Here is a 21148-nt window from a genome sequence, read left to right as displayed (position 1 = left end):
TCAATTCCGCCAAACAGTGCTCGTCTAGCAACTTTATTATTCAATACCCGATGGATACTCTAAACACTTTGCAATATTAGAACTCACGACACGTACTGTTTAGCTGCAGAAGCCGTCATTAACCAACACCAAAGGCTAAAAACGCCTCCTAGCATCCCTATCACTGCAACCCACTGCCAAGGAGATAATACACTTCCCAGGGATACAAGATACATTGCACAGGCAGCGCCAACAAAAGTCGAAAAACTAAGGATGGCAGAGGCCGTACCCGCAAACTGTTTTACTCCCTCTAGCGCTTGGCTATTCGTTACAGGACGCATCACACCAATAGAAAATGTTATAACGAGCATACAAAGAACAAAATCCTGTAAAACAGCATCATCAGCCAATAAAAACATAGCCAAGGAGGCTAACAATATTCCTATTTTTCCAATTAACATCAAATACCTTGGTGCTAAGTAATTTCTTAGTTTAGAAAAAACGAACGCCCCTGCCATTAATCCAAATGCATTCAAAGCGAACAATAAGCTATACATCTGGGCAGAAACCTCAAATTGATCCATATAGATCGCAGGAGAGGCTCCAATAAATGCAAACATAGGCAAAATACTACACATCTGCATCCAGTTATGTTGACGAAACCAGCTATTTTTCAATAATTTAACATAGCTAATCAATACATCACGTGCTGATGTTAATAGCAGTTGATTAGCAGTCTCTTTCAGTTTAATACACCCATATAGTGCGATCCCCCCAAGTAAAGCTTGTGAGATAAAGAGCCAAGGCCAAGTCATATAATCTACCATGACTGCCCCAATCATAGGTGAAACAATTGGGGCTATCGCCATGATCATAGTGATATAAGCTAACACTTGTTCTCGTTTTTTGCCTTGATAAACATCTTTACTGATAGCTAAAGCAACAACAGAAGCACTAGCCGCACCAATAGCCTGTAAGCAACGAAAAACAATTAATTGATTAAGGGAAGTTGAAAATGCACATAAAAGTGATCCAATAATATAGATACTGATTCCATTTATTAAAATGGGTCGTCGACCAAACCGGTCTGATAACGGCCCGTAAATCAACAGAAAAAGACTAAAAAAAGTAAAAAATAATACTAGTGTCAAATTAATGCCTGTCAAAGAAGCCTGCCAGGTGTTTTGTAGTAACTCCATAGCCGGTAAATACATATCTGTTGCTATTGGAGGAAAAGCTGCAAGTAACGCTAACAGTGGAATCAAATAAGGTTGTGACGTATTTTGGCTCAACGAAAAGCTCCTACTACATGAGATATCATTTATGGTGCTCTAGGAGTAAAAAATCAGAGAAAACAATCATACAAAGTATACAACAGTTTAAATCAAGAATGCTTTCTCGATGGATATTGAATGTATACTCATCATAAAACATATATTGTGGAGAACACTTACTTACTGGTTAGCCATTAGACAGAAAACTCAATTGCAAAACTTGAGGTTCCATTTATTTCTTACTCACATTTTCATTTTCTTGAAAAAGATTGCTAAATTAACTTGCAAGCCAATATAGTATTCAAACAACAGATCAAAATACTCTTTTATTTAAGTATAAAAGGTAATCAACTATCAACACTTTAGTTTATACTGTTCAGCAGGTGACTAGCGCTTTCGTTTTTACATACAAAAAAAACCACTAAGACATTGAATATCTTAATAAAATTGGATATTCCCACATATTTTTAGAGAGTATAATGTTTACTGTGTCTCTCTACTATACACCTGATACATTCTATTAACGAGCCTAGCCTTCAGTTAGCCTGCTTTCTCACTACAAAGTGATCACCTAATGCCAAATGAAGTCAACCTAACAGAATATATTCAATGAACTGTCATAACTCGTTTTTTATACGTTATACTTATAGTTATGTAAGTTAAGATATAGGTGAGCACTATGTTTGCACTTTACGCCGAATTTCAAAACCTGCTTGGTTTATTGCTCATACCGTACGCTGTTTATTTACTTTTTCGCATTTTCTGGCAAGAACGCCATACACAGTAAACCAATACATATTCAGAGTTCTACAACAAACTCCCGCACTCCCAGCACATAGGCCCCAGACACATATTCATTGTGAATGGGGCCTATACCCAACTGGACTATTTTTAACCATATACCTATAGCCTCAGACCACAGCAACCAATGAAGGCATACACAATCAAAGATTAATATATGAACAATTGCTACAAAAGACCAAAAACTTCTTTTGAGTTTTGAGCACATATTTCAGCTAGATTTTCTTCAGAGACACCTCGAATATCAGCAATAACTGAAGCTATTTTGGGCAGGTTTAAAGGTGAATTCCTCTCTTCTCGTGCAAAATCTGGAGGCATATTGGGTGCATCAGTTTCTAATACTAAAGACTCCACGGGTAACGTTTTAACTAACGTTCTCAGCTTGGTTGCACGGTCAAATGTAACAGCCCCCCCAAAGCCTAGCTTAAATCCCATCTCAATCAGTCGGTGAGCTTGTTGGCTACTTCCCGCAAACGCATGAACAATACCTTTTTTTGATACCGGGTTGTCCCGCAGTATTTTCGTTAATTGGTCAAAGGACTTTCGTGCATGCATGACTACAGGCAAGTTGTGCTTCTCAGCTAGCTTAACCTGCTCTAGAAAATAATGAACCTGACAGTCAACATCCAGTTCTTTTAACATGTAATCAAGGCCAATTTCACCAACAGCAACAATGCCCGGGTGTTGTTGCGCCAATAAACTATCGAGTTCTAATAAGTGTTGCTCCATGTGTTGAGCCAAGAAGTATGGATGTAAACCAAGTCCACCCACACAGTCTACTCCCGTTTGCTGCCCAGGAATTAAACGTAGCAAACCCAGTAGCTTGGCCCAATTAGCTTGAGTAATGGTTGGGATAAAAATATTGGTTACCTGCTGTTCAGCACATTGCTCTAACAGCTCCGTACGATCTTGATCAAAGGCTTCGAAATCAAGGTGACAATGACTATCAAAATACACGACAAGGTGGCTCCTTTGACATGAAATACGGCGATATAGCCGACTAGTATAGCTAACTTTCAGCTATTTTGATGTGTTATATCTTTTCTAAATAATAATAGGCAAGATCATACTCAGAGGGTAGAACCTACTCTGACGGTTTACCATTCAGATCTTGTAATGCCTGTATGCCTTTCTTACGCCGTTCTTTGATAATAGCAATTTCGTCCTGAAGCTCTGCTCGACGGCTTTTACTTTTTTCATCATCTAACTCTTTTTCTAAAGATTTTTGTTTTTGTTTCAGTTTTTTTAATACTTTTTTTATAGAATTTGCCTGCTCCTTCTGCTCAGCATAAGAACTATCCAAAAAAGCCTTAACCTTATTTAAACGTCTAATTAATTTTTCTTTCATAAAGAAGCTTAAGTGAGTTAAATCATGTAAAAATAAACAATACTGCTAACGAGGCCCCTTATGCTTTTTAAGGATTGCCATGAGTTCATCCTGATCAAGCTCCATTTCTTGTTCAGCCTGAATAATATCACCTGTTGCACGGCGAAAGATACCAATAACACTATCCACAAGATTGTTACAAATGGAGTGAACATAACCGCTATCATTAATCAGAGAACTTGCAACTAAAGGATCAATTCGACGCATTCGTATCAACTGTTCCAGCGCACCATTACTACCAATATCCTGCTTGGCAATAGCTAACTTTATTAAATCTGTTTTTGTGGTCAAGTCATCGGCATCTGATAATAATCTAAGCTCATAAATTTGTTTCAAAATAATGATGACACGTAACCTCAATAAATCATATTGTTCTCTTACTACGTCATCTTCTGATTTTACATAGTTTGCTAAATTTTTGTGAAGATGTTTTATATCTTTAATAGCATCAACTATTTTTCTACAAGCAAGTTTCAGAGAAAATACTTGTGTACTTTGCTCAAGACTAAGTCCTGATTCAATTTGACTACCATAACGCAAAATATCAGCATAAACGCCTTTGATATAACGCTGATATAATTCATCAATACTCACCGTAACCAGCTCAGTTTCAAGGTTTAATAACTCTTTTAACTCTTTTGTTTTTTTAATTTCAAAGGCTCTCACAAAGACACCTAAAGACACAATCTGATAAGCATTTTGAAATAAGTGAACGGACTCTTTTACCATAGCCTGAATAGCCGTTTCAGGGTAATTAAGTGAAATTTCACTTAAATACCTTGCACGATGTATGCTTGTATCTTTCGTGTTGATTGACACCCCGCCAGCTTTATAATCAGGCAACAACCTCACCAGCATCTTTACTAAATGACCTACAAATGGCAGTAATACAAGAATTCCAACGGTATTAAAAAGTGAGTGAAAAAGCGCTAATTGCAGAGTGTAGTTGTTTGAATCAATACCAATAATACTTGAAAAATATCCTACAACCCAAACCATCTGTTCTATAAATAATAAAGCTATTGACCCTGTTAAAACATTAAATACTAAGTGTGCAGCAGCCAAACGTTTGCCCTGAATATTGGCACTCAATGCACCCAGTATAGCTGTAATCGTTGTACCTACATTAGCTCCAATAGCAACAGCGAGAGAGTTTTCATAACTGACCTGGTGAGAGGCTAATGCGGTAATAATTAAAATCAACGTGGCATGGCTTGACTGCATAACCACCGTTGCAATAATTCCAATTAATGTATAAAACAACAGGCCCGATATACCCGTCATTGCATACTGAGATAAATCTACACTGTCTCGAAAAGCTTCAAATCCCTCCTTCATATAATGAATACCTAAAAATAAAAGGCCAATTCCAATTAGAACATTACCAATACCTTGCAATGCTTTGTTTTTATCAAACTGGAATACTAACCCAAATACAAGTAAAGGCATCGCATAGCTACCAATATTGACTTTTAATCCAAATGCAGCTACCAACCAAGCCCCTGTCGTGGTACCTAAATTTGCACCAAAAATGATACCTATCCCTTGGCTCAAACCAATTAATCCGGCACTTAAAAATGATATTGCAATTACGGAAACTAAAGAGCTTGACTGAAGTAACGAAGTTGAAATGATGCCAAATGTCAAACTTTTCCACATTTTATTTGTAGAAAAATGGAGTATCTTTTCTAAAATACCTCCCGTAAAAGCCTTAAATCCTTGCTCTAAAAAAATCATCCCCAATAAGAAAACAGCGACTCCAGCAGAAACAACCTTAAAGTCAGGACTTATCCAAAAACCATAGGCAAGTAAAATAAGAATGGTGGGTAATAAAATTTTTTTTAGCATTAAATGATGGTTTCTCACCCAATAGTATTCTGAAATGCTATTTTTTTAATAGGCTCACTACTATTTCATATATGGCATAAAATTGAACATGTCCAGTCATTGATTATATATACCCATAACTTAATGATTGGTATTAACACTATCAAGAATCAATAGCTTGGGAGACAGACTGGTGGTTGACCCAAAGCACAGCAAACCAATCAAGAGTAAAAAAGCTATTTATCGTGGAATTACCGATTCCCAAGTTATGACAAAGACGGAAAAACAAAAGGTAAAACGTCGCTACGAACGGGAATTAAGGAAGCTTCAAATAGAGTTAGTCAAACTGCAGGAATGGGTAAAACAAAAGCATCTTAAAATTGTCGTTATCTTTGAAGGTCGCGATGCTGCGGGTAAAGGTGGTGTTATCAAACGTATCACTGAATTCCTAAGTCCACGAATTTGCCGAGTTGCAGCACTTCCAACCCCAACTGAACGAGAACGCACACAGTGGTATTTTCAACGTTATGTCGCACATCTACCTGCTGGTGGCGAAATCGTCCTCTTTGATCGGAGCTGGTATAATCGGTTAGGTGTTGAGAGTGTCATGGGTTTTTGTGATGAGCATGAACTCATTGAGTTTAGTCGCTCTTGTCCGGAATTTGAACGAATGCTCGTCAGATCAGGTATTATCCTCATTAAATATTGGTTTTCAGTAAGTGAGGAAGAACAACGTAAACGTTTTGAAGCAAGAATCAATGACCCTTTAAAACGCTGGAAATTGAGTAGTATGGACCTGGAGTCTAGGCGTCTTTACCATAACTACTCTGAAGCGAAAGATAAAATGTTTGCCTACACGGATATCAAACAAGCGCCTTGGTATGTTGTGGATGCTGACGATAAAAAACGTGCGCGCTTGAACTGTATTGCTCACTTATTAAGTATCATCGAATACAAAGATGTGCTTCCTAAAAAAATAAAACTGCCTGAACCAGAAGAAAGTATAAAGTACGTACGACGTCCGTATCACGAACAAACATTCATCCCAGAAGTATACTAATGTTTAGTCTTTTCAACATGTTATTCCCGCTTTCACCAACCATATGTTCATATTAACGACTTGCTTAAAGCTTTTAATACAGCCTTTAACCATATAAACATCATGGTTAAGTTAAGGCCTGTACGTAGCCTGTTAAGCCCTGTCTACCCCATATGTTTTCTATTGCTCCCAACAAAGCAAGTGTGACAATATGTCGCACCTTAACAGCTGTTTATTATTACTAATACTTCTATAATCGGCGTTGAAAATGATTATCGTATCTAAATGGCTTTCAGCAGAACGCTCAAGTACATCACTGGTCGTTTTAGGCTTAATACTGTTAGCAGTTATTGTACTACCTCGTTGGTTTTTGCAAGACAATACCCCTTTTGTCAGCACAGCGAGCCAACACTGCCAACTCACCACTGAGCCTTGCTTATTAAATCAGTCATCACCTGTATTTGAGCAGTTACAGGTTATGCCGGTATCACTGCCTTACGATAAGCCAATAACATTTAACATAACGCTTAGCCAGGCTTCAGCCCAAGATTTTGTCACGCTGCAGTTGATTGGTAAGACAATGAATATGGGGCTAATGCCAATTAAGCTAAAGCAGGTGGCACCAAAGCAGTTTAAAGGTAACGTAACGCTTAGTTATTGCACCATTGATCCCAATATGCAATGGCAGGCAGACCTAAGACTACACACAGCAAAAGGTATACACCAAATTCTTATTGATTTAATCACCCCAAATGACACCTAAAAAAATAGTCCTTACTGCACAGTGTTTTCTCGTCCTTGCCATCATTATTACGGCATATTTTCAGTTTTTTAATACTGATTCTGTACCCTCCTCACCCACTAACCTTATGTTAGGTGAACACGCTCCTGACTTTACACTGCATTCAGACCCGTCTTCCATTTCACTTTCATCTTTTAGACATAAACAAGCTGTTGCCATTTATTTCGGTTACACCTCATGTCCTGATGTTTGTCCAACGGGTATGAGTCAACTGGCTAATGCAGTAAAGCAGCTCACAACCAGTGAGCAAGCACAAATTCAAGGGTTAATGATTACTCTTGACCCCGAGCGGGATTCAACGGAGGTGGTTAACACTTATGCTCAATTTTTCTTTTCAGACTTTAAAGGGCTAAGCGATAACTCCACAGTGATTAACAATGTGGCCAACCAGTACCATGTCATTTATCAGCGTAAACCCAGTGATGGATCCGCATTGCAATATACGTTAGACCATAGCTCAAACTTTTATTTAATTGATAAGCAAGGCATCCTTCGTCATGTCATGCCTCATACAGTTCCAGCGGATGTGCTCGTTAAAGCATTACGATCACTACTCAACGACAACTAAAAAGATAGAGTAATAAGAGGGAAACATGAGCATCAACCTATCGTCAACCACTCGTAAAAACTTAATAAGTACTGGTCTTACACTCGCACTGACTTTGCTCAGTTACAGTGCCACTGCAGAACAAGCAATCACCGTAAGTGATGTATACGTACGCGCTATGCCATCAACAGCCCAAAACACTGCAGGTTATATGCAAATCCACAACCATAGCAAACAACCTGTCAGTCTTATAAAGGCTGAAAGTCCACTTGCGAAAAATGTTGAGCTGCATTTGAGTAAAATGGCTGAAGGCGTGATGAAAATGATTCAGCAAAAGGAAATCATGATTCCCGCTGAAGGCAGCACCCATCTTAAGCCTGGCGGTTTGCATATTATGTTTTTAGGGTTAAATAAACCTAGCAACGAAGGCAATAAAACAACCCTGAAATTAACCTTTAGCAATGGCGAACAACTGACAGTGGATGCCACTATCATGAAAACGCCTAACTCTAGAGGCGATATGAAACATGTCCAAAAATAGCAATTAAGACCGTATTATCCCCTATCAAAAACAGCCACTCTCCTATCGTGTGTTATTCTTTTAATTCACGATAGGAGCTTCCCTCCGCCCCAACATTCCACTACCACCTCTGTTTTTTTTAAAGACTCACTAAAACTAATTTTTCTTTGGATCTCTAACACTTTTTTTATCACCTGTTAAATGATCACTCAAAAAATTATCAGCACTTTACGAATGAGCTTGTCTGGACTAAAACTCTAAAGACCTACATTTTCTAAAAAAGGAATGAACTGTCATGCATAAATTTATAGCCTTCATAACATTAGTGGGTAATTTGGTATTAGCCAATCTAGTCATAGCTGCTGAGTCTGTCACTGTAATTGCCGATGAGGACTATCCTCCTTACTCTTATAAAAAAGATGGTAAAATGACTGGTATTTACACAGATATTCTCCGAGCTGTCTTTGATGCAATGCCAGATTATAAAGTGACCATTGAAGGTGTTCCTTGGAAGCGTGGATTAAAAATGATGGAAGATGGAGAATCATTTGCGTTATATCCACCTTATAAACACGCAGGACGGCCTTACATGGAATACTCAATGCCTATCCTTTCTGAAGAAGTAGCAGTCTATTGCATAGATAAAGTATTAAGTAAGCCTAAACCAATTTGGCCTGAAGATTACTATGGTTTAAATATTGGCCGAAATTCAGGCTTTGAAATTGGTGGGGATAAATTTAAGCAAGCTGTTTATGAAGGAAAAATCAAACTCAGTGAAACCAAAGGCAATTCAAAAAATCTACTTAAACTTATTAATAAACGTATTGATTGTTATATCAATGACGCATTATCTATTGAATGGGAGCTGGGCAATTTGAAAAAAGCCGGAAAATACTCAGGAAGTGGTGTTACACGAGGTGCTACAGTAAGTGGAAACTTTGGTTATCTTGGTTTTACTAAAAACTCTGAAAAGTATAAATTCCTAAATGACTTTAAAGGAAAATACCATACACAACTTGAGCAACTAAAAAAAGATGGAAAAATAGACGAAATAATTAAAAATTTTACGAAGTAACCTTTTACAGTCTCCAAAATATCTTCATTTACCATTTGCTAACCCCAGTCTCTCTTTTAGCAGAGACTGGGGTTAAATGATAACTATCTTAGTGTTCTCTTGTTGTTCTAAAACGCACGTCAGGCCAACGCTCTTCTGTTAAAGATAAGTTAACGCGCGTTGGCGCTAAATACGTTAAGAAACCACCGCCATCAATCGATAAGTTATCTGCTGCTTTTCGTTTAAATTCTTCCAACTTTTTCGGGTCATCACATTCTACCCAACGTGCTGTATTTACATTAACTGGCTCATAAATACATTCTACTTTGTATTCTTCCCGTAGACGATGGGCAACCACTTCAAACTGCAAAATACCTACCGCTCCAAGGATAAGATCATTATTATTCAATGGCATAAAAAGCTGTGTAGCACCTTCCTCAGAAAGCTGTTGTAAGCCTTTTTGTAACTGTTTCAACTTAAGTGGATCTTTAAGTCGAACGCGTTTAAACAGCTCAGGCGCAAAGTGTGGTATACCCGTATATTTGCAATGATCGCCGACAGTAAACGTATCACCAATCTGAATAGTTCCATGATTGTGCAATCCAATAATATCACCTGAAATTGCTTCTTCTACGTTCTCACGATCACCGGCCAAAAATGTTACTGCGTCGGAGATTTTTACGTCTTTACCAATACGCACATGGCGCATCTTCATCCCTTTGGTGTATTTACCAGAACAAACCCGCATAAAAGCAATTCTATCGCGATGCTTAGGGTCCATATTGGCCTGGATTTTAAACACAAAGCCAGAAAATGTATCAGAGTATGGATCAACCTCTTCCACATTTGTTGATCTTGGCTGTGGTGCAGGTGCCCACTCAACAAAATCATCGAGCATTTCTCTTACACCAAAATTCGCCAATGCCGTACCAAAAAACACTGGCGTCATTTTTCCTGCTAAATAAGCATCCAAATCAAACTCATGACTTGCACCCTTAACCAGCTCTATCTCATCAATCAGATCATCCAACAGGTCCCCTAGGGCAGCTTTTGCTTCATCACTTTCTAACCCTTTGATTTGAATATCATCTGGAATTCGACTTCCCTGTCCAGGCGTATATACATGGATTGTATCTGTATACAAGTTGTACACACCTTTGAAGTTTTTCCCCATACCAATAGGCCAGGTTATCGGAGCACATTGGATCTTCAGTATGCTTTCAATTTCATCCAGCACCTCAATTTGCTCACGTACTTCTCGGTCCATTTTATTGATAAAGGTAAAGATAGGGGTATCACGCAACCGACAAACATCCATCAGCTTTATGGTTCTATCCTCAACCCCTTTGGCACCATCAATAACCATCAACACGGAGTCAACTGCAGTCAACGTGCGGTAGGTATCTTCTGAGAAGTCTTCGTGTCCTGGAGTATCCAGCAGGTTAACAACTCGATCATGGTATGGGAACTGCATAACGGATGTTGTAATAGAGATTCCCCGCTGCTGCTCCATACTCATCCAGTCAGAGGTTGCCATTCGGGTACCTTTCTTACCTTTCACCGTTCCTGCCAGCTGGATAGCATTTCCAAACAGCAGTAGTTTTTCCGTAATGGTAGTTTTACCGGCATCAGGGTGAGAAATAATTGCGAAAGTTCTTCTGCGCTTTACTTCATCAACAAACTGTGTGTTCGACATAGTTAAATCTTCACGTTGGACGCTGTTTGGTACTCAGCTGCTCGTAAGTCAAAATGCAAGAGCATCATAAAGCCGACTATTATAGCGGTCTTTCATTCAAGTGCCTATGGGGAAACAGTAACCATCCTATTTATTGTTCCTATCACGTAATACCCTGAAGTACAGTTATACAAATGCCACAAAAATAAAATAGGCTATAAACATCCAACCTCAAACGAGAATCCTCTCTGTCTAGCACCTAACATCTAACTTACTCACCTGATTAATAAACGCTAAACTAAACTGCTAATATTTCATGATACTTGTCAAAAAGCTCTGTAATAAATTAAATTACCTCTACCCCGTAACCCTTTACTAAAAACAAACAATTAAAAACAAAAGTATGCCAATTAGCCAAGTTCATAATTTTATTTAGATAGTTAATAATCAAGAAATTTCTTAGAGTAAAATTCTACATAACCAACCCAATATCTCGTGTTATTATTTAGCGAGTAGTTTTGCTATTACCCGCTGTTAAAATAAGACTACATTTTCAATTATTAGCCACATACACAGTTTCAATGGAATTTATTGTTAAGGATAACAAATGAAAATTTTCTCATCCTATATATCGCAAATTGTTTTACTTACGTTTTTAATAACTCCTCTCTCATGGAGTCAAACGAATACATTATCGTTACTTGATGAACCACCACCCCCAGAAGACTTTTTGCTGGCTGATGTAAATGGCGATACCGCTAATGATTTAGTTTCAATCAAAAAAAAGGGGATATCAGTTACCTACTTAGGTACCGGTACAGGCTATTTTGCCAAAGAAGGCATCACTCATATTCCTGAAATTACTGGGTTTAACGCAGCTAATAGCCACCAATCGATTGCAGATGTAACAAGCGATGGACTTGCAGATAAGGTACTTATTTTACACTCACCAAGAGGTAATAAGTTAATTCTTGTCTATACAGGTCAAGCTAATGGTGGTTTTTCATCAGATCCACTACCTTCTGACCCATCTCCTGATCCAGTTTGTCCTACGACGCTTAATAGTGATAAACACTGGTTTACAACTGATGCCTTTAAAGATGTAGAGAGGATCTCTGTGCAAGTAATCTTTACTAATATATCAAGCAACAATCTTGTATTTTCGAATGAAATAACACCTAATATATGGTCAATTCCAGATAGAGAAAAACCACCTTTTGACTTCCAGTATGGACCCATTGATACCGAAATAGAACCAAATGCTACATTTGTTTTTGTAGCAAAAATTGATGTTTCAACGCTTAATGATATAAATGATAAATTAGCTTTTCAGATAATAACAAAAGACCAAAAACCACTAACACCTGATCATATTTCAGTGAATAGAATCAGCTTTAGATGCAATTAACATCATTCCCCCACAAAATACCTTGGGCTTTATCCGCTCAAGGTAACTAAGTAACTTCAGTGAACAGTCTCTTAATTAAGCATATCGTTATTTAAGAAAGTAATTCGACCTATAACCACATTTTTCTGCCTACTATTAGACTATTACATTTTGACATAAATCAAACTATAATAATACATATGTCGTATAGTTACGTCACGACAACAAATAATGGATTACAATTTGGGGGAATATAATGATTAAATCAATGAAACTAACGCCTATTATTCTTGCTACTCTTTTAACACCTGCTTTAAGCCAAGCTGACAGTTATCTACCTGCTTTTGCTGGCAAAAAAATGGAATATGTTGATTTATCCTATACAGGACAGCATTCTAGTGCTTCTATAGAGCGTGAAGCTGATGGCTGGTATTTATATAATGGTTTTCCAGGGTTAGGAAAAGTCTGGCTCCGTCCTGAGCAAGATGGCAAGCTTTATGTTTGGGATGAGGAAAATCAAAAAGCTAAACTCTATGTAGACTTTTCGCAAGAAGTGGGTTCAACCAACAGTTACAGTGGTGCTCTCTGTGCTGCAGGAACGGTTATAAAACAACATCATAAAAAAATGTCTACCGCAGCAGGTACATTTACTGATGTGACAGAAATCAGCTTTTTCTCTGGCCCACACCGTTGCTATGATGCAGGATTAGGTAGCATTTACTTTGCTAAAAACGCGGGCATTATTAAGTGGACAGATATGACTATCATGGGACCTCGGAGTTTTGAATTAGTGAACACGCCCATGTAATCCTTAATTGAGCGGAAACACAAAGTTAACTTGCATTAGGGAATACTAGGCGCTTGTGTTTTCCTCATTATAAGACATTAGTTGTGTACCTTCTCCAGCTGAAGGTACATACTTATAGATTTGTGCGCAACAATAAGTTTAATCTGTAGACTCATACTGCTGAATCCTGTGTTCTTCATGTTCCACGACAAATGTAAAATCCACTTCAAGCATTTCAATACTACGTTTTCGGATCCCCACCTCATGAGCAATTAGCAATTCTATTAGCCGCTCACCATCGATAAGAGTGATCGGTGAAGCACCAGGAAACAGTGCTGCTTCAGCACAGCTTTTTGCAAACCGACCAAGGGTGATTAATGTGCCTCGTATTGCCTTATGATAAGGCAGCGCCCCACGTAACTGATCTATAAATGGCCGAGTCAGTGTTGTATGTGCCATACGCTTTACTTGAACAACCTCTCGGACCGTGGTAATACCCACTTGTACATTAGCAACAACATCAACCCCTAAATCCCCAGAAGGTTTTGTTAATTCGACATCTTGATAACCCATTACCTCCAACAGTTCTGCAATTAGCCGTTCAAATTGCAGCGGGGTCATCTGGCACAATGCATGATGCAATGCTTCTTTTTGCTTTACGTTATATGCAGTTAAGGCCGCAAGCACTTCACGAGTTGGATCATCCTGTTGTGCAGGCAGACTGTTAGATAACCAATCACGCCCCAGCTTTACGATATGATAATAATTACCAGCTCGCTCAATCAGTTTTCGTTCAACTAAATTTTGCAACCGACGTCGTAGTGCATCTTTTGCTGTACTTTGAGTGTTATTTTTCGATACTTGCTGTAAATAGATATGCCAGTCTGTCAGTAATTCACTGGTTTTAGCTTTTTCTTTAACAGATAATAGTTCAAGAATATACAACAGCCCTTCAGCACCATCTAATTCCTGAAGAATATCTGACTGTTCTGCTAAAAAAGCATCTCCTTTCGCTGTTATTTGATATTTACCATCCAGATCAGGTTTGAGTAATCCATAATTATTGATAAATAGATAAGCACCATACATATGTCTTGGATTTAAGGGCGGATCACCAAAATGCCAAACCCTCAAGGCTAACCCAGCGGAATCCCCCGCCAATAGATCGACAATCCAACTATCAGGATCACCCCAGTCAACGGTACGTTGAGGGCTTCCCGTTTGTTCTTTAATAGCGTTATTAAGCTGTATGACGCGTCTTTTTTCTACACCAGTGACCGCTCCCATTAGTGAGCGCACATTGTGATAAAGTGGAAATAAAGGCGTGCGAACTTTATACGTCATTTACAGCCGTCACTATAAGTATATGCATGTTTAAAAAAACAAATGTTACAATAAAAACCACAACGAAACATCTGCTCCCTTCATATGAAGCAAGCACATACTTTTTTTAAAGAGCGAGTGACGAAGATTAAAATAAAGATAAAAAAGTAAGGAGGCAAAGAAAGCAGACAACATAATAACCTGCTATTACTACTGGCTATAGCATCATTCACAAACATGGTTGCTTATGTTGCCTGCCTATTTAGGTTAGATCATAAATGTTTGTCTGTATATTTCTTCAACAGCAGTACTGATTTTGTGGATAAGCGCTCTTCAACATACTTACTCTCGCTAGCCAAACAACCTGCTTAAAAATACTTCAGAGCAACCCACAAACCGGCCATTCTTTGGTGCGACACTGTGTCGCATACACATTGTTGCTTCAGCCATGTAACATTAGCCTCGTTCACATGTTGTTAAACCCTCACAACTCTGTGCTAGGCGATTTATATAGGGTTGTGATCAGTGAGCGGTTTTGGCGATAATCGCTCACCCCTGGTTTACATGCTCATAAGGTTCTATTGGCAGGCAAATTAAATTAGCCTGCCTTTTTTTTTTGCCTCACAATAATCAAACAAACTCAACTTACAATACTGATGAGCCTATGTTTGATAAGCCTTTCTCATTTTCACCCTCTCGACAAAACCTCCGTCGCCTTTGCTTTATCCGAGTTCTAGCACTGTGTGGCCAAAGTATTTCTTTAGCATATATGCTTTGGGCTAAAGTGATCCTCGATGGCTGGACATTAGGCTCAACCATGCTGGTTGTATCTATTGTCACATTGCTCACCTGGATTCGTACTTACCAGCAGTTACCTGTTACCGAGCGAGAATTTTTTGCCCAACTACTCTTTGACATCATCAGCTTTTCAATTTTGTTGTACTTTAGCGGTGGAGCCAGTAACCCTTTTGTTTTTTATTACTTGATACCCATTATTATTTCATCAGCCATTTTACCTTGGCTCTACACATGGACAGTTACAATCATCAGTATTGCTGCTTATAGTGGGCTCTTATTCTTTTACCAGCCATTGCCTATAGCTATTCCTGTTCCTTTTCTGGAAAAAGGTCAGATCAGTATGGTCAACCTTCACATCACCGGCATGTGGATAAATTTTATGTTCAGTGCCTTACTTGTCACATACTTCATTGTAAAAATGTCAAAAACAGTAGCACTTCAGCATGAAATGCTTAGCCAAAAGAGAGAAGAAGACCTGCATAATGAGCAGCTAATGACTGTAGCCACATTTGCAGCAGGAACAGCTCATGAGTTTGGTACACCACTTTCGACAATATCTGTACTTCTTCATGAGTTACTGAATGAACACACCCAAAACGTAGAACTTCATCACGACCTACAGTGCTTAGAACAACAAGTAAATCATTGTCGAAGCCTTCTAAAAAACCTTGTGAATGCGGCTGAAGCAAGCCAACAAAAAAACATTGTTAGTCTTTCGGAGTTTTGTCAGCATCTTATTGATCAATACCAGCTACTAAAACCTTCATTCCCAATTTCCGTACAATTCATCAACGCCATTGAAGAAAACCAAATAGAATGTGACCTAGCGCTATACCAGGCTTTTTTGAATTTGATAGATAATGCACAACAGGCAGGTGCATCTAAAGTCAACATTCAAATATGCAAAACTGACCAAATGGTTAGCATCCAGCTTTTCGATAATGGACCAGGAATATCGTTAGAAATAGCCGAACAGCTGGGCAAGCCATTTATATCAACAAAGTCAACTGGGTTGGGTTTAGGCTTATCCCTGAGTAAGGCCACAATTAGCCGCTTAGGAGGGACTGTTCATTTATTTAATGTCCCAAGTGGCGGCACACTGACTGATATACGCCTACCACTAATTTCTGATAACTAGTCAGTACCCTATAAAATAAAGAAGTGAACAATGAGCATACTCCCTTTCCCAAAAGGGAGATAAGTCAGAGTGATTTTGAGGTCAACATGTTAACAAATGAAACCCCACCAAAGATGTTATTAGTTGATGATGATTTTACGTTTTTACAAGTACTTGCTCGTGCTATGCGTAAACGAGGGTTTGATGTTATAACAGCTGACAATGTACCTAAAGCTGAATCACTATTGCTCAAACACAAACCTGATTTTGCTGTTGTTGACTTGAAAATGGAGGGACCTTCAGGACTGACCCTCATTGAATCGCTCAGAGCATGTAACCCTGAAATGAAAATCGTTATTTTAACGGGTTATGCTAGTATTGCGACGGCTGTTGAGGCCATAAAGTTGGGAGCAAGTAACTATCTTTGCAAGCCAGCAAACGCAGATGAAATCATATCTGCATTATTGTGCAAAGCAGCCAATCCAGAACAACCTGTTAAAGAGCGCCCAATGTCTGTAGACCGGCTTGAATGGGAACATATTCAACAGGTACTGACTGCCAATCAAGGTAATATTTCAGCCACCGCTCGCCAGTTAGGCATGCACCGCCGAACATTACAGCGGAAACTTCAAAAACGTCCTGTTCGTGAGTAATTTTAGAAGAAGGTATTATGGCGTTATTTATGATAATAACGCTTTTCGTTAAACGTTATTACCCATTGTGGATAATAAACAACCAATCCAGAAATTATCATCCCATTGATAAAAGCTTCAGGCAGCATAATTAATGGCGCAAAAGCCAAAAGCTCCCACCCAATACCAAAAGGAAGCTGATTACCCGCCCAAATCATCAGGAATAACGCTAAAGCTAATACAACAAGTGTTGATACTAGCGCAGGGATAAACGACACAATAAATATAAAAACAAAAACATTTCTAGGCTTACGCGCCTCTACCCATTGTAACGTTAGCTGTGTCGCCAAAATGGGAATTACAGCCATTAATATACTGTTTACACCAATACTCACGACATCCGTTATGCCAACAGTAGTAAGTAAGAGCTGTACAATCGCCGCGCCTATTAATGCTAATGGCCACCCAACCACTAGGGTATAAGCAACCATTCCCAGAAAATGAAAGCTTAATCCTGGTATTAAATCTTTATGAATCAGCCACAGCAGGAGTAAAGCAACTGAGGATGCAAAGGTGACCTGCTGCCAAGTATTATTTTGCAACCATTGTCGCCAGGGCATAGCGATAATCGCGACTATTAAAAATCCACTATAAATCGCAATGCCTAACCATAATTGATGAAATGTCAGTAGCGTTGAGTGCAGTGACATTTTTTAATCGCCTGTAGTTAATGGTAATGCCATTAACACTGCATTCTCACGCCCTTTCATTAATGGATAGTAATCTTTTCGTATTCCTACTTCATTAAACCCAACTCGTTGGTACAACGTAATTGCTACGTTATTAGACTCACGGACTTCAAGAAACATCGTTGTTGCATTTAAATGTTTTGCATGATTTATGAGAATATCGAGTAAATAACGCCCTAAACCTCGCCCCTGAAAACAAGGTGCTATTGTAATGTTTAACAAGTGCGCTTCATCAACTACCGTCATTAAAACACTATGACCAATAATTTTTTCCTGTGAATACAGCACATTACAGTGATAGCCAGATTGCAAACAATCCAGGAAAATCCCTCTGGTCCATGGGTGAGAATAAGCAGCTGTTTCGTTACCTAATACAGCATCCAAATTATCCATTGTCATTGGCTGCACAACGAGTTCAATTTCTTGCTTTGACACTGAGTATTTAACCCCAAAACTTTTATTATTCTGCTAACAACGTGACTAAGTCAGCCCATGTCTCACGTTTATATTGAGGAATTTTTAGTAGTTCATCAACACTATGAGTTACGACGATACGCTGCTTACCATTACTCGATTTTTGCAAACCTCTTAGCTGCTCAAAAGGCTTATTTTTATTTAAGGTATACTCAGCGGCATCCCGCCCTAGTAATAAAACATTTGAGCAATCACTAAACTGGTAATGGCAAACTAAATAACGAGAAAGAGCATCAAGCGCAATTTGTTGGTGCTGATCAATCATTTGTTGATGAGTAAAAGGCCAGCTAAAGATGTTTATATTCTGTAAAGATGGAGACCAATTTAATGCAGAAAGCATATTCATCAATAAATTCTGATGATTTTGAGTAAAACCTTCTCTGGATGAATAAGGTAAGTCAGTAATAATCAGTGCATCCTCACAAGTACAAATTGCCAGCCGAAAGGTAGGAACGGGTTGTTTACTGACCTTTGCAGTTGACTGCGCTGAAGACGTATCCGTAACTTTATTTTTCGACTCAACCTGCGTCGTATTTTTTACATTTAGAGAAGGGTTATCTTCTGTATTTATTGCAGACTTCAGCTGCTGACTTAAGACTGCAGTCTGTTTTTGTATGGGATGTTTTTCTTCGCGGTTATTAGGTGTATGTAATAAGCCGTGCAGGTTTGGCAAACTTGTTGTAGTGCTGGCTCCCTCATAAGATTCAATAGTCTCTGTAACAGCAGCGTCTATTTGAGCTTTACTTGATGGGGAGGCATCAGCCCATAACAAAGGGTTTGAAGGCAGCGCACGAGCCAAAGAATAACGAGAATACCATGAGGTAATTCCCATCGCTTTTAAGTACTCCTGACGCTGCTGTTCAATCACACTATATTACCTCTTAAACATCAGCTGCTTGAGGATGAGCCCGATAAACATCTGATGTAATTAAATTTAACGCATTAATGTAAGCTTTAGCTGAAGCAATAACGATATCAGTATCTGCTCCTGAGCCATTAACAATACGGCCGTCACGCTCTAAGCGAACGGTAACCTCCCCTTGAGAGTCGGTACCTCCTGTAATCGCATTTACTGAGTACAACTGTAGATTTGCATTTGAGCTGACCATTTTTTCAATTGCCTTAAATATCGCATCTACAGGACCATCTCCCTGTTCAGAAGCAGTACGCTCACCACCATCAACCTCAAGCGTGACATGAGCTACAGGTGTTTCTCCTGTTTTTGAGTATGCTTCCAAAGAAATTAATCGATACTTTTCAACCAGCTCAGAATGCTGTGTATCGCTAACTAGTGCTTGTAAGTCTTCATCATAGATTTCATGCTTCTTGTCAGCCAGCTCCTTAAACTTGCCAAAGGCAACTGCTAATTCAGCCTCAGACTCAAACTCTATTCCTAACTCAACTAACCTTGCCCGGAATGCATTACGACCAGAATGCTTACCTAAAACCATTTTATTTGCATTCCAGCCAACATCCTCGGCACGCATAATTTCATAAGTTTCACGGTGCTTCAACACACCATCCTGGTGAATACCTGCTTCATGGGCAAACGCATTAGCCCCGACAATGGCTTTATTTGGCTGTACGGTAAAGCCAGTAATGCTTGATACCAATCTAGAAGTAGGTACGATCTGTGTCGTATCAACATGAGTATCAACATTTAGTAAATCATGGCGTGTTTTTATTGCCATAACTATTTCTTCTAATGAAGCGTTACCTGCACGCTCTCCCAAACCATTAATAGTACATTCCACCTGTCTAGCACCACTGGCAATTGCTGCCAGTGAATTAGCGACAGCTAACCCTAAGTCATTATGGCAATGCACCGAAAATACTGCTTTATCAGCATTAGGAATTCGATTAAGCAGCTGTAAAATTGTCTCAGAAAACTGATGAGGAATAGCATATCCCACAGTATCAGGAATATTAATTGTCTTAGCACCAGCGCTAATTGCTGCTTCAATAATACGACAAAGAAAGTCTAATTCTGAACGCCCCGCATCTTCACAAGAAAACTCTACGTCCTCAACATAGTTTCTTGCATGTTTAACAGCATGGATAGCTTGATCGATCACTTGTTCAGGTGTCATACGTAGCTTGTACTGCATATGAATTGGCGATGTTGCAATAAACGTATGAATACGAGCGGAGTTTGCTGATTTTAGTGCCTCTGCGGCTCGATCAATATCAGCATCTAATGCTCTAGCTAAGCTGCAAATAGTACTATCTTTAATATGGCCAGCAATATTTTTCACTGACTCGAAATCACCAGGACTCGCCATAGCAAAGCCAGCTTCAATAACATCAACCCTCATTTTCTCCAAAGCTCTGGCAATACGCAGTTTTTCATCACGCGTCATTGATGCTCCAGGACTCTGCTCTCCATCCCTCAATGTTGTATCAAATATAATGACCCGGTTTTCGCTCATAGCAAAACACTCCAAACTAAAGCTCAAGCTAATAGGTATAGTTCTGAAAGGATTTTTTTATGGAATAATATATTTCTGCCCTAAGGCAGGAGGAGGAGGGTAAGAAATGCAGGATGGTAACTATTCTTTAAGTCACGAAACATCACTGTTGTTTTAGCTTTATTACACATCTTTAATCAGCGATTTTTTAGTCTTAGCAATTATTTATATTTTAGTAAGTGCTAGTAACTATATCCGCTCAACCTTGCTTACACAAGCGCCGATTAGCTTTTTTAAACGTCTTATTTAGGACACAGCCAAGATAATTGAGGCTTATTAGTACGAAGTAATGATCAAATAAATGTTATTACTAAGCAAAATCCCTAAAGTAAAAAGCCCCGGCACAACAGTACCAGGGCTTCCAATAAGCGCTTGACGATCTCCTACTCTCACATGGCGAAACGCCACACTACCATCGGCGCTGAGCAGTTTCACTTCTGAGTTCGGGATGGAATCAGGTGGTGCCCACTCGCTATCGTCGTCAAGCATAAACCTTTAGCAGAATCGT

General features: G+C 38.9%; 19 protein-coding genes and 1 rRNA gene. 9 read left to right on the top strand and 11 right to left on the bottom strand.

All coding sequences use genetic code 11. The features are described 5' to 3' along the window. Window positions 1-83: 83 nt before the first annotated feature. From ACQ96U_RS09870 to ACQ96U_RS09855, 4 genes are all read right to left on the bottom strand, one after another. Window positions 84-1295: a Bcr/CflA family efflux MFS transporter gene (locus ACQ96U_RS09870; protein ID WP_431721457.1), complete on the bottom strand. Its 1212-nt coding sequence runs from the start codon at window positions 1293-1295 to the stop codon at window positions 84-86. 927 nt (window positions 1296-2222) lie between these two features. Further along, window positions 2223-3011 carry a TatD family hydrolase gene (locus ACQ96U_RS09865; RefSeq protein WP_431721079.1) on the bottom strand — a complete coding sequence of 263 codons (789 nt, stop codon included), beginning with the start codon at window positions 3009-3011 and terminating at the stop codon, window positions 2223-2225. A 127-nt stretch (window positions 3012-3138) separates the two neighbouring features. Further along, window positions 3139-3402: a hypothetical protein gene (locus ACQ96U_RS09860; protein WP_431721078.1), complete on the bottom strand. Its 264-nt coding sequence runs from the start codon at window positions 3400-3402 to the stop codon at window positions 3139-3141. A 45-nt stretch (window positions 3403-3447) separates the two neighbouring features. Beyond that, window positions 3448-5289, bottom strand: coding sequence for a Na/Pi cotransporter family protein (locus ACQ96U_RS09855; protein WP_431721077.1), 1842 nt, complete (start codon window positions 5287-5289; stop codon window positions 3448-3450). Window positions 5290-5461: 172 nt separating this feature from the next. Between ACQ96U_RS09855 and ppk2 the strand changes: the two genes are divergently transcribed. The 5 genes from ppk2 (at window position 5462) to ACQ96U_RS09830 (ending at window position 9251) form a co-directional block, all read left to right on the top strand. Beyond that, window positions 5462-6328 carry a polyphosphate kinase 2 gene (gene ppk2 / locus ACQ96U_RS09850; protein WP_431721076.1) on the top strand — a complete coding sequence of 289 codons (867 nt, stop codon included), beginning with the start codon at window positions 5462-5464 and terminating at the stop codon, window positions 6326-6328. 247 nt (window positions 6329-6575) lie between these two features. Beyond that, window positions 6576-7070 (top strand): hypothetical protein, encoded by a 495-nt coding sequence (locus tag ACQ96U_RS09845; protein ID WP_431721075.1) that lies wholly within the window; start codon window positions 6576-6578, stop codon window positions 7068-7070. Further along, window positions 7060-7677, top strand: coding sequence for an SCO family protein (locus tag ACQ96U_RS09840; protein ID WP_431721074.1), 618 nt, complete (start codon window positions 7060-7062; stop codon window positions 7675-7677). Before ACQ96U_RS09845 ends, ACQ96U_RS09840 begins: the two co-directional genes overlap by 11 nt. 25 nt (window positions 7678-7702) lie before the next feature. Continuing rightward, on the top strand, window positions 7703-8197 hold the full coding sequence (locus ACQ96U_RS09835; RefSeq protein ID WP_431721073.1) for a copper chaperone PCu(A)C: 495 nt from the start codon (window positions 7703-7705) through the stop codon (window positions 8195-8197). Between the two features lie 274 nt (window positions 8198-8471). After that, window positions 8472-9251: a substrate-binding periplasmic protein gene (locus ACQ96U_RS09830; protein ID WP_431721072.1), complete on the top strand. Its 780-nt coding sequence runs from the start codon at window positions 8472-8474 to the stop codon at window positions 9249-9251. Between the two features lie 88 nt (window positions 9252-9339). On the opposite strand, the gene ACQ96U_RS09825 is transcribed toward ACQ96U_RS09830, so the two are convergent. Continuing rightward, window positions 9340-10926 (bottom strand): peptide chain release factor 3, encoded by a 1587-nt coding sequence (locus ACQ96U_RS09825; RefSeq protein WP_431721071.1) that lies wholly within the window; start codon window positions 10924-10926, stop codon window positions 9340-9342. 586 nt (window positions 10927-11512) lie between these two features. Between ACQ96U_RS09825 and ACQ96U_RS09820 the strand changes: the two genes are divergently transcribed. Together ACQ96U_RS09820 and ACQ96U_RS09815 are read left to right on the top strand one after the other, a co-directional pair. Further along, on the top strand, window positions 11513-12313 hold the full coding sequence (locus ACQ96U_RS09820) for an FG-GAP repeat domain-containing protein (RefSeq protein ID WP_431721070.1): 801 nt from the start codon (window positions 11513-11515) through the stop codon (window positions 12311-12313). Between the two features lie 235 nt (window positions 12314-12548). After that, window positions 12549-13100, top strand: coding sequence for a hypothetical protein (locus tag ACQ96U_RS09815; RefSeq protein ID WP_431721069.1), 552 nt, complete (start codon window positions 12549-12551; stop codon window positions 13098-13100). Window positions 13101-13238: 138 nt separating this feature from the next. Here ACQ96U_RS09815 and ACQ96U_RS09810 read toward each other — a convergent pair whose 3' ends face one another. Further along, complete coding sequence (locus tag ACQ96U_RS09810) at window positions 13239-14423, bottom strand: restriction endonuclease (protein WP_431721068.1); 1185 nt, start codon at window positions 14421-14423, stop codon at window positions 13239-13241. A 643-nt stretch (window positions 14424-15066) separates the two neighbouring features. Between ACQ96U_RS09810 and ACQ96U_RS09805 the strand changes: the two genes are divergently transcribed. Together ACQ96U_RS09805 and ACQ96U_RS09800 are read left to right on the top strand one after the other, a co-directional pair. Further along, window positions 15067-16338 carry an ATP-binding protein gene (locus ACQ96U_RS09805; RefSeq protein ID WP_431721067.1) on the top strand — a complete coding sequence of 424 codons (1272 nt, stop codon included), beginning with the start codon at window positions 15067-15069 and terminating at the stop codon, window positions 16336-16338. Window positions 16339-16424: 86 nt separating this feature from the next. Beyond that, complete coding sequence (locus ACQ96U_RS09800) at window positions 16425-16970, top strand: response regulator transcription factor (RefSeq protein WP_431721066.1); 546 nt, start codon at window positions 16425-16427, stop codon at window positions 16968-16970. 23 nt (window positions 16971-16993) lie between these two features. Here the strand turns inward: ACQ96U_RS09800 and ACQ96U_RS09795 are convergent, their stop codons facing one another. From ACQ96U_RS09795 to rrf, 5 genes are all read right to left on the bottom strand, one after another. Continuing rightward, the gene (locus tag ACQ96U_RS09795; protein ID WP_431721065.1) at window positions 16994-17659 is read right to left on the bottom strand and encodes an energy-coupling factor ABC transporter permease; all 666 of its coding nucleotides are present in this window, start codon (window positions 17657-17659) and stop codon (window positions 16994-16996) included. Window positions 17660-17662: 3 nt separating this feature from the next. Continuing rightward, a complete protein-coding gene (gene rimI, locus ACQ96U_RS09790) occupies window positions 17663-18133 on the bottom strand; it encodes a ribosomal protein S18-alanine N-acetyltransferase (protein ID WP_431721064.1) in 471 nt (156 codons plus the stop codon). Between the two features lie 25 nt (window positions 18134-18158). Next, window positions 18159-19040, bottom strand: a complete 882-nt coding sequence (locus ACQ96U_RS09785) for a hypothetical protein (protein WP_431721063.1) — start codon at window positions 19038-19040, stop codon at window positions 18159-18161. Between the two features lie 13 nt (window positions 19041-19053). Then, window positions 19054-20601, bottom strand: a complete 1548-nt coding sequence (locus tag ACQ96U_RS09780) for a 2-isopropylmalate synthase (RefSeq protein WP_431721062.1) — start codon at window positions 20599-20601, stop codon at window positions 19054-19056. A 409-nt stretch (window positions 20602-21010) separates the two neighbouring features. Then, a 5S ribosomal RNA gene (rrf, locus tag ACQ96U_RS09775) occupies window positions 21011-21126 on the bottom strand. Window positions 21127-21148 lie beyond the last annotated feature (22 nt).

Origin of the sequence: Zooshikella sp. RANM57 (genome assembly GCF_050749885.1) — a bacterium.
GTDB lineage: Bacteria > Pseudomonadota > Gammaproteobacteria > Pseudomonadales > Zooshikellaceae > Zooshikella.
This window is presented reverse-complemented; position numbering and strand designations above follow the sequence as displayed.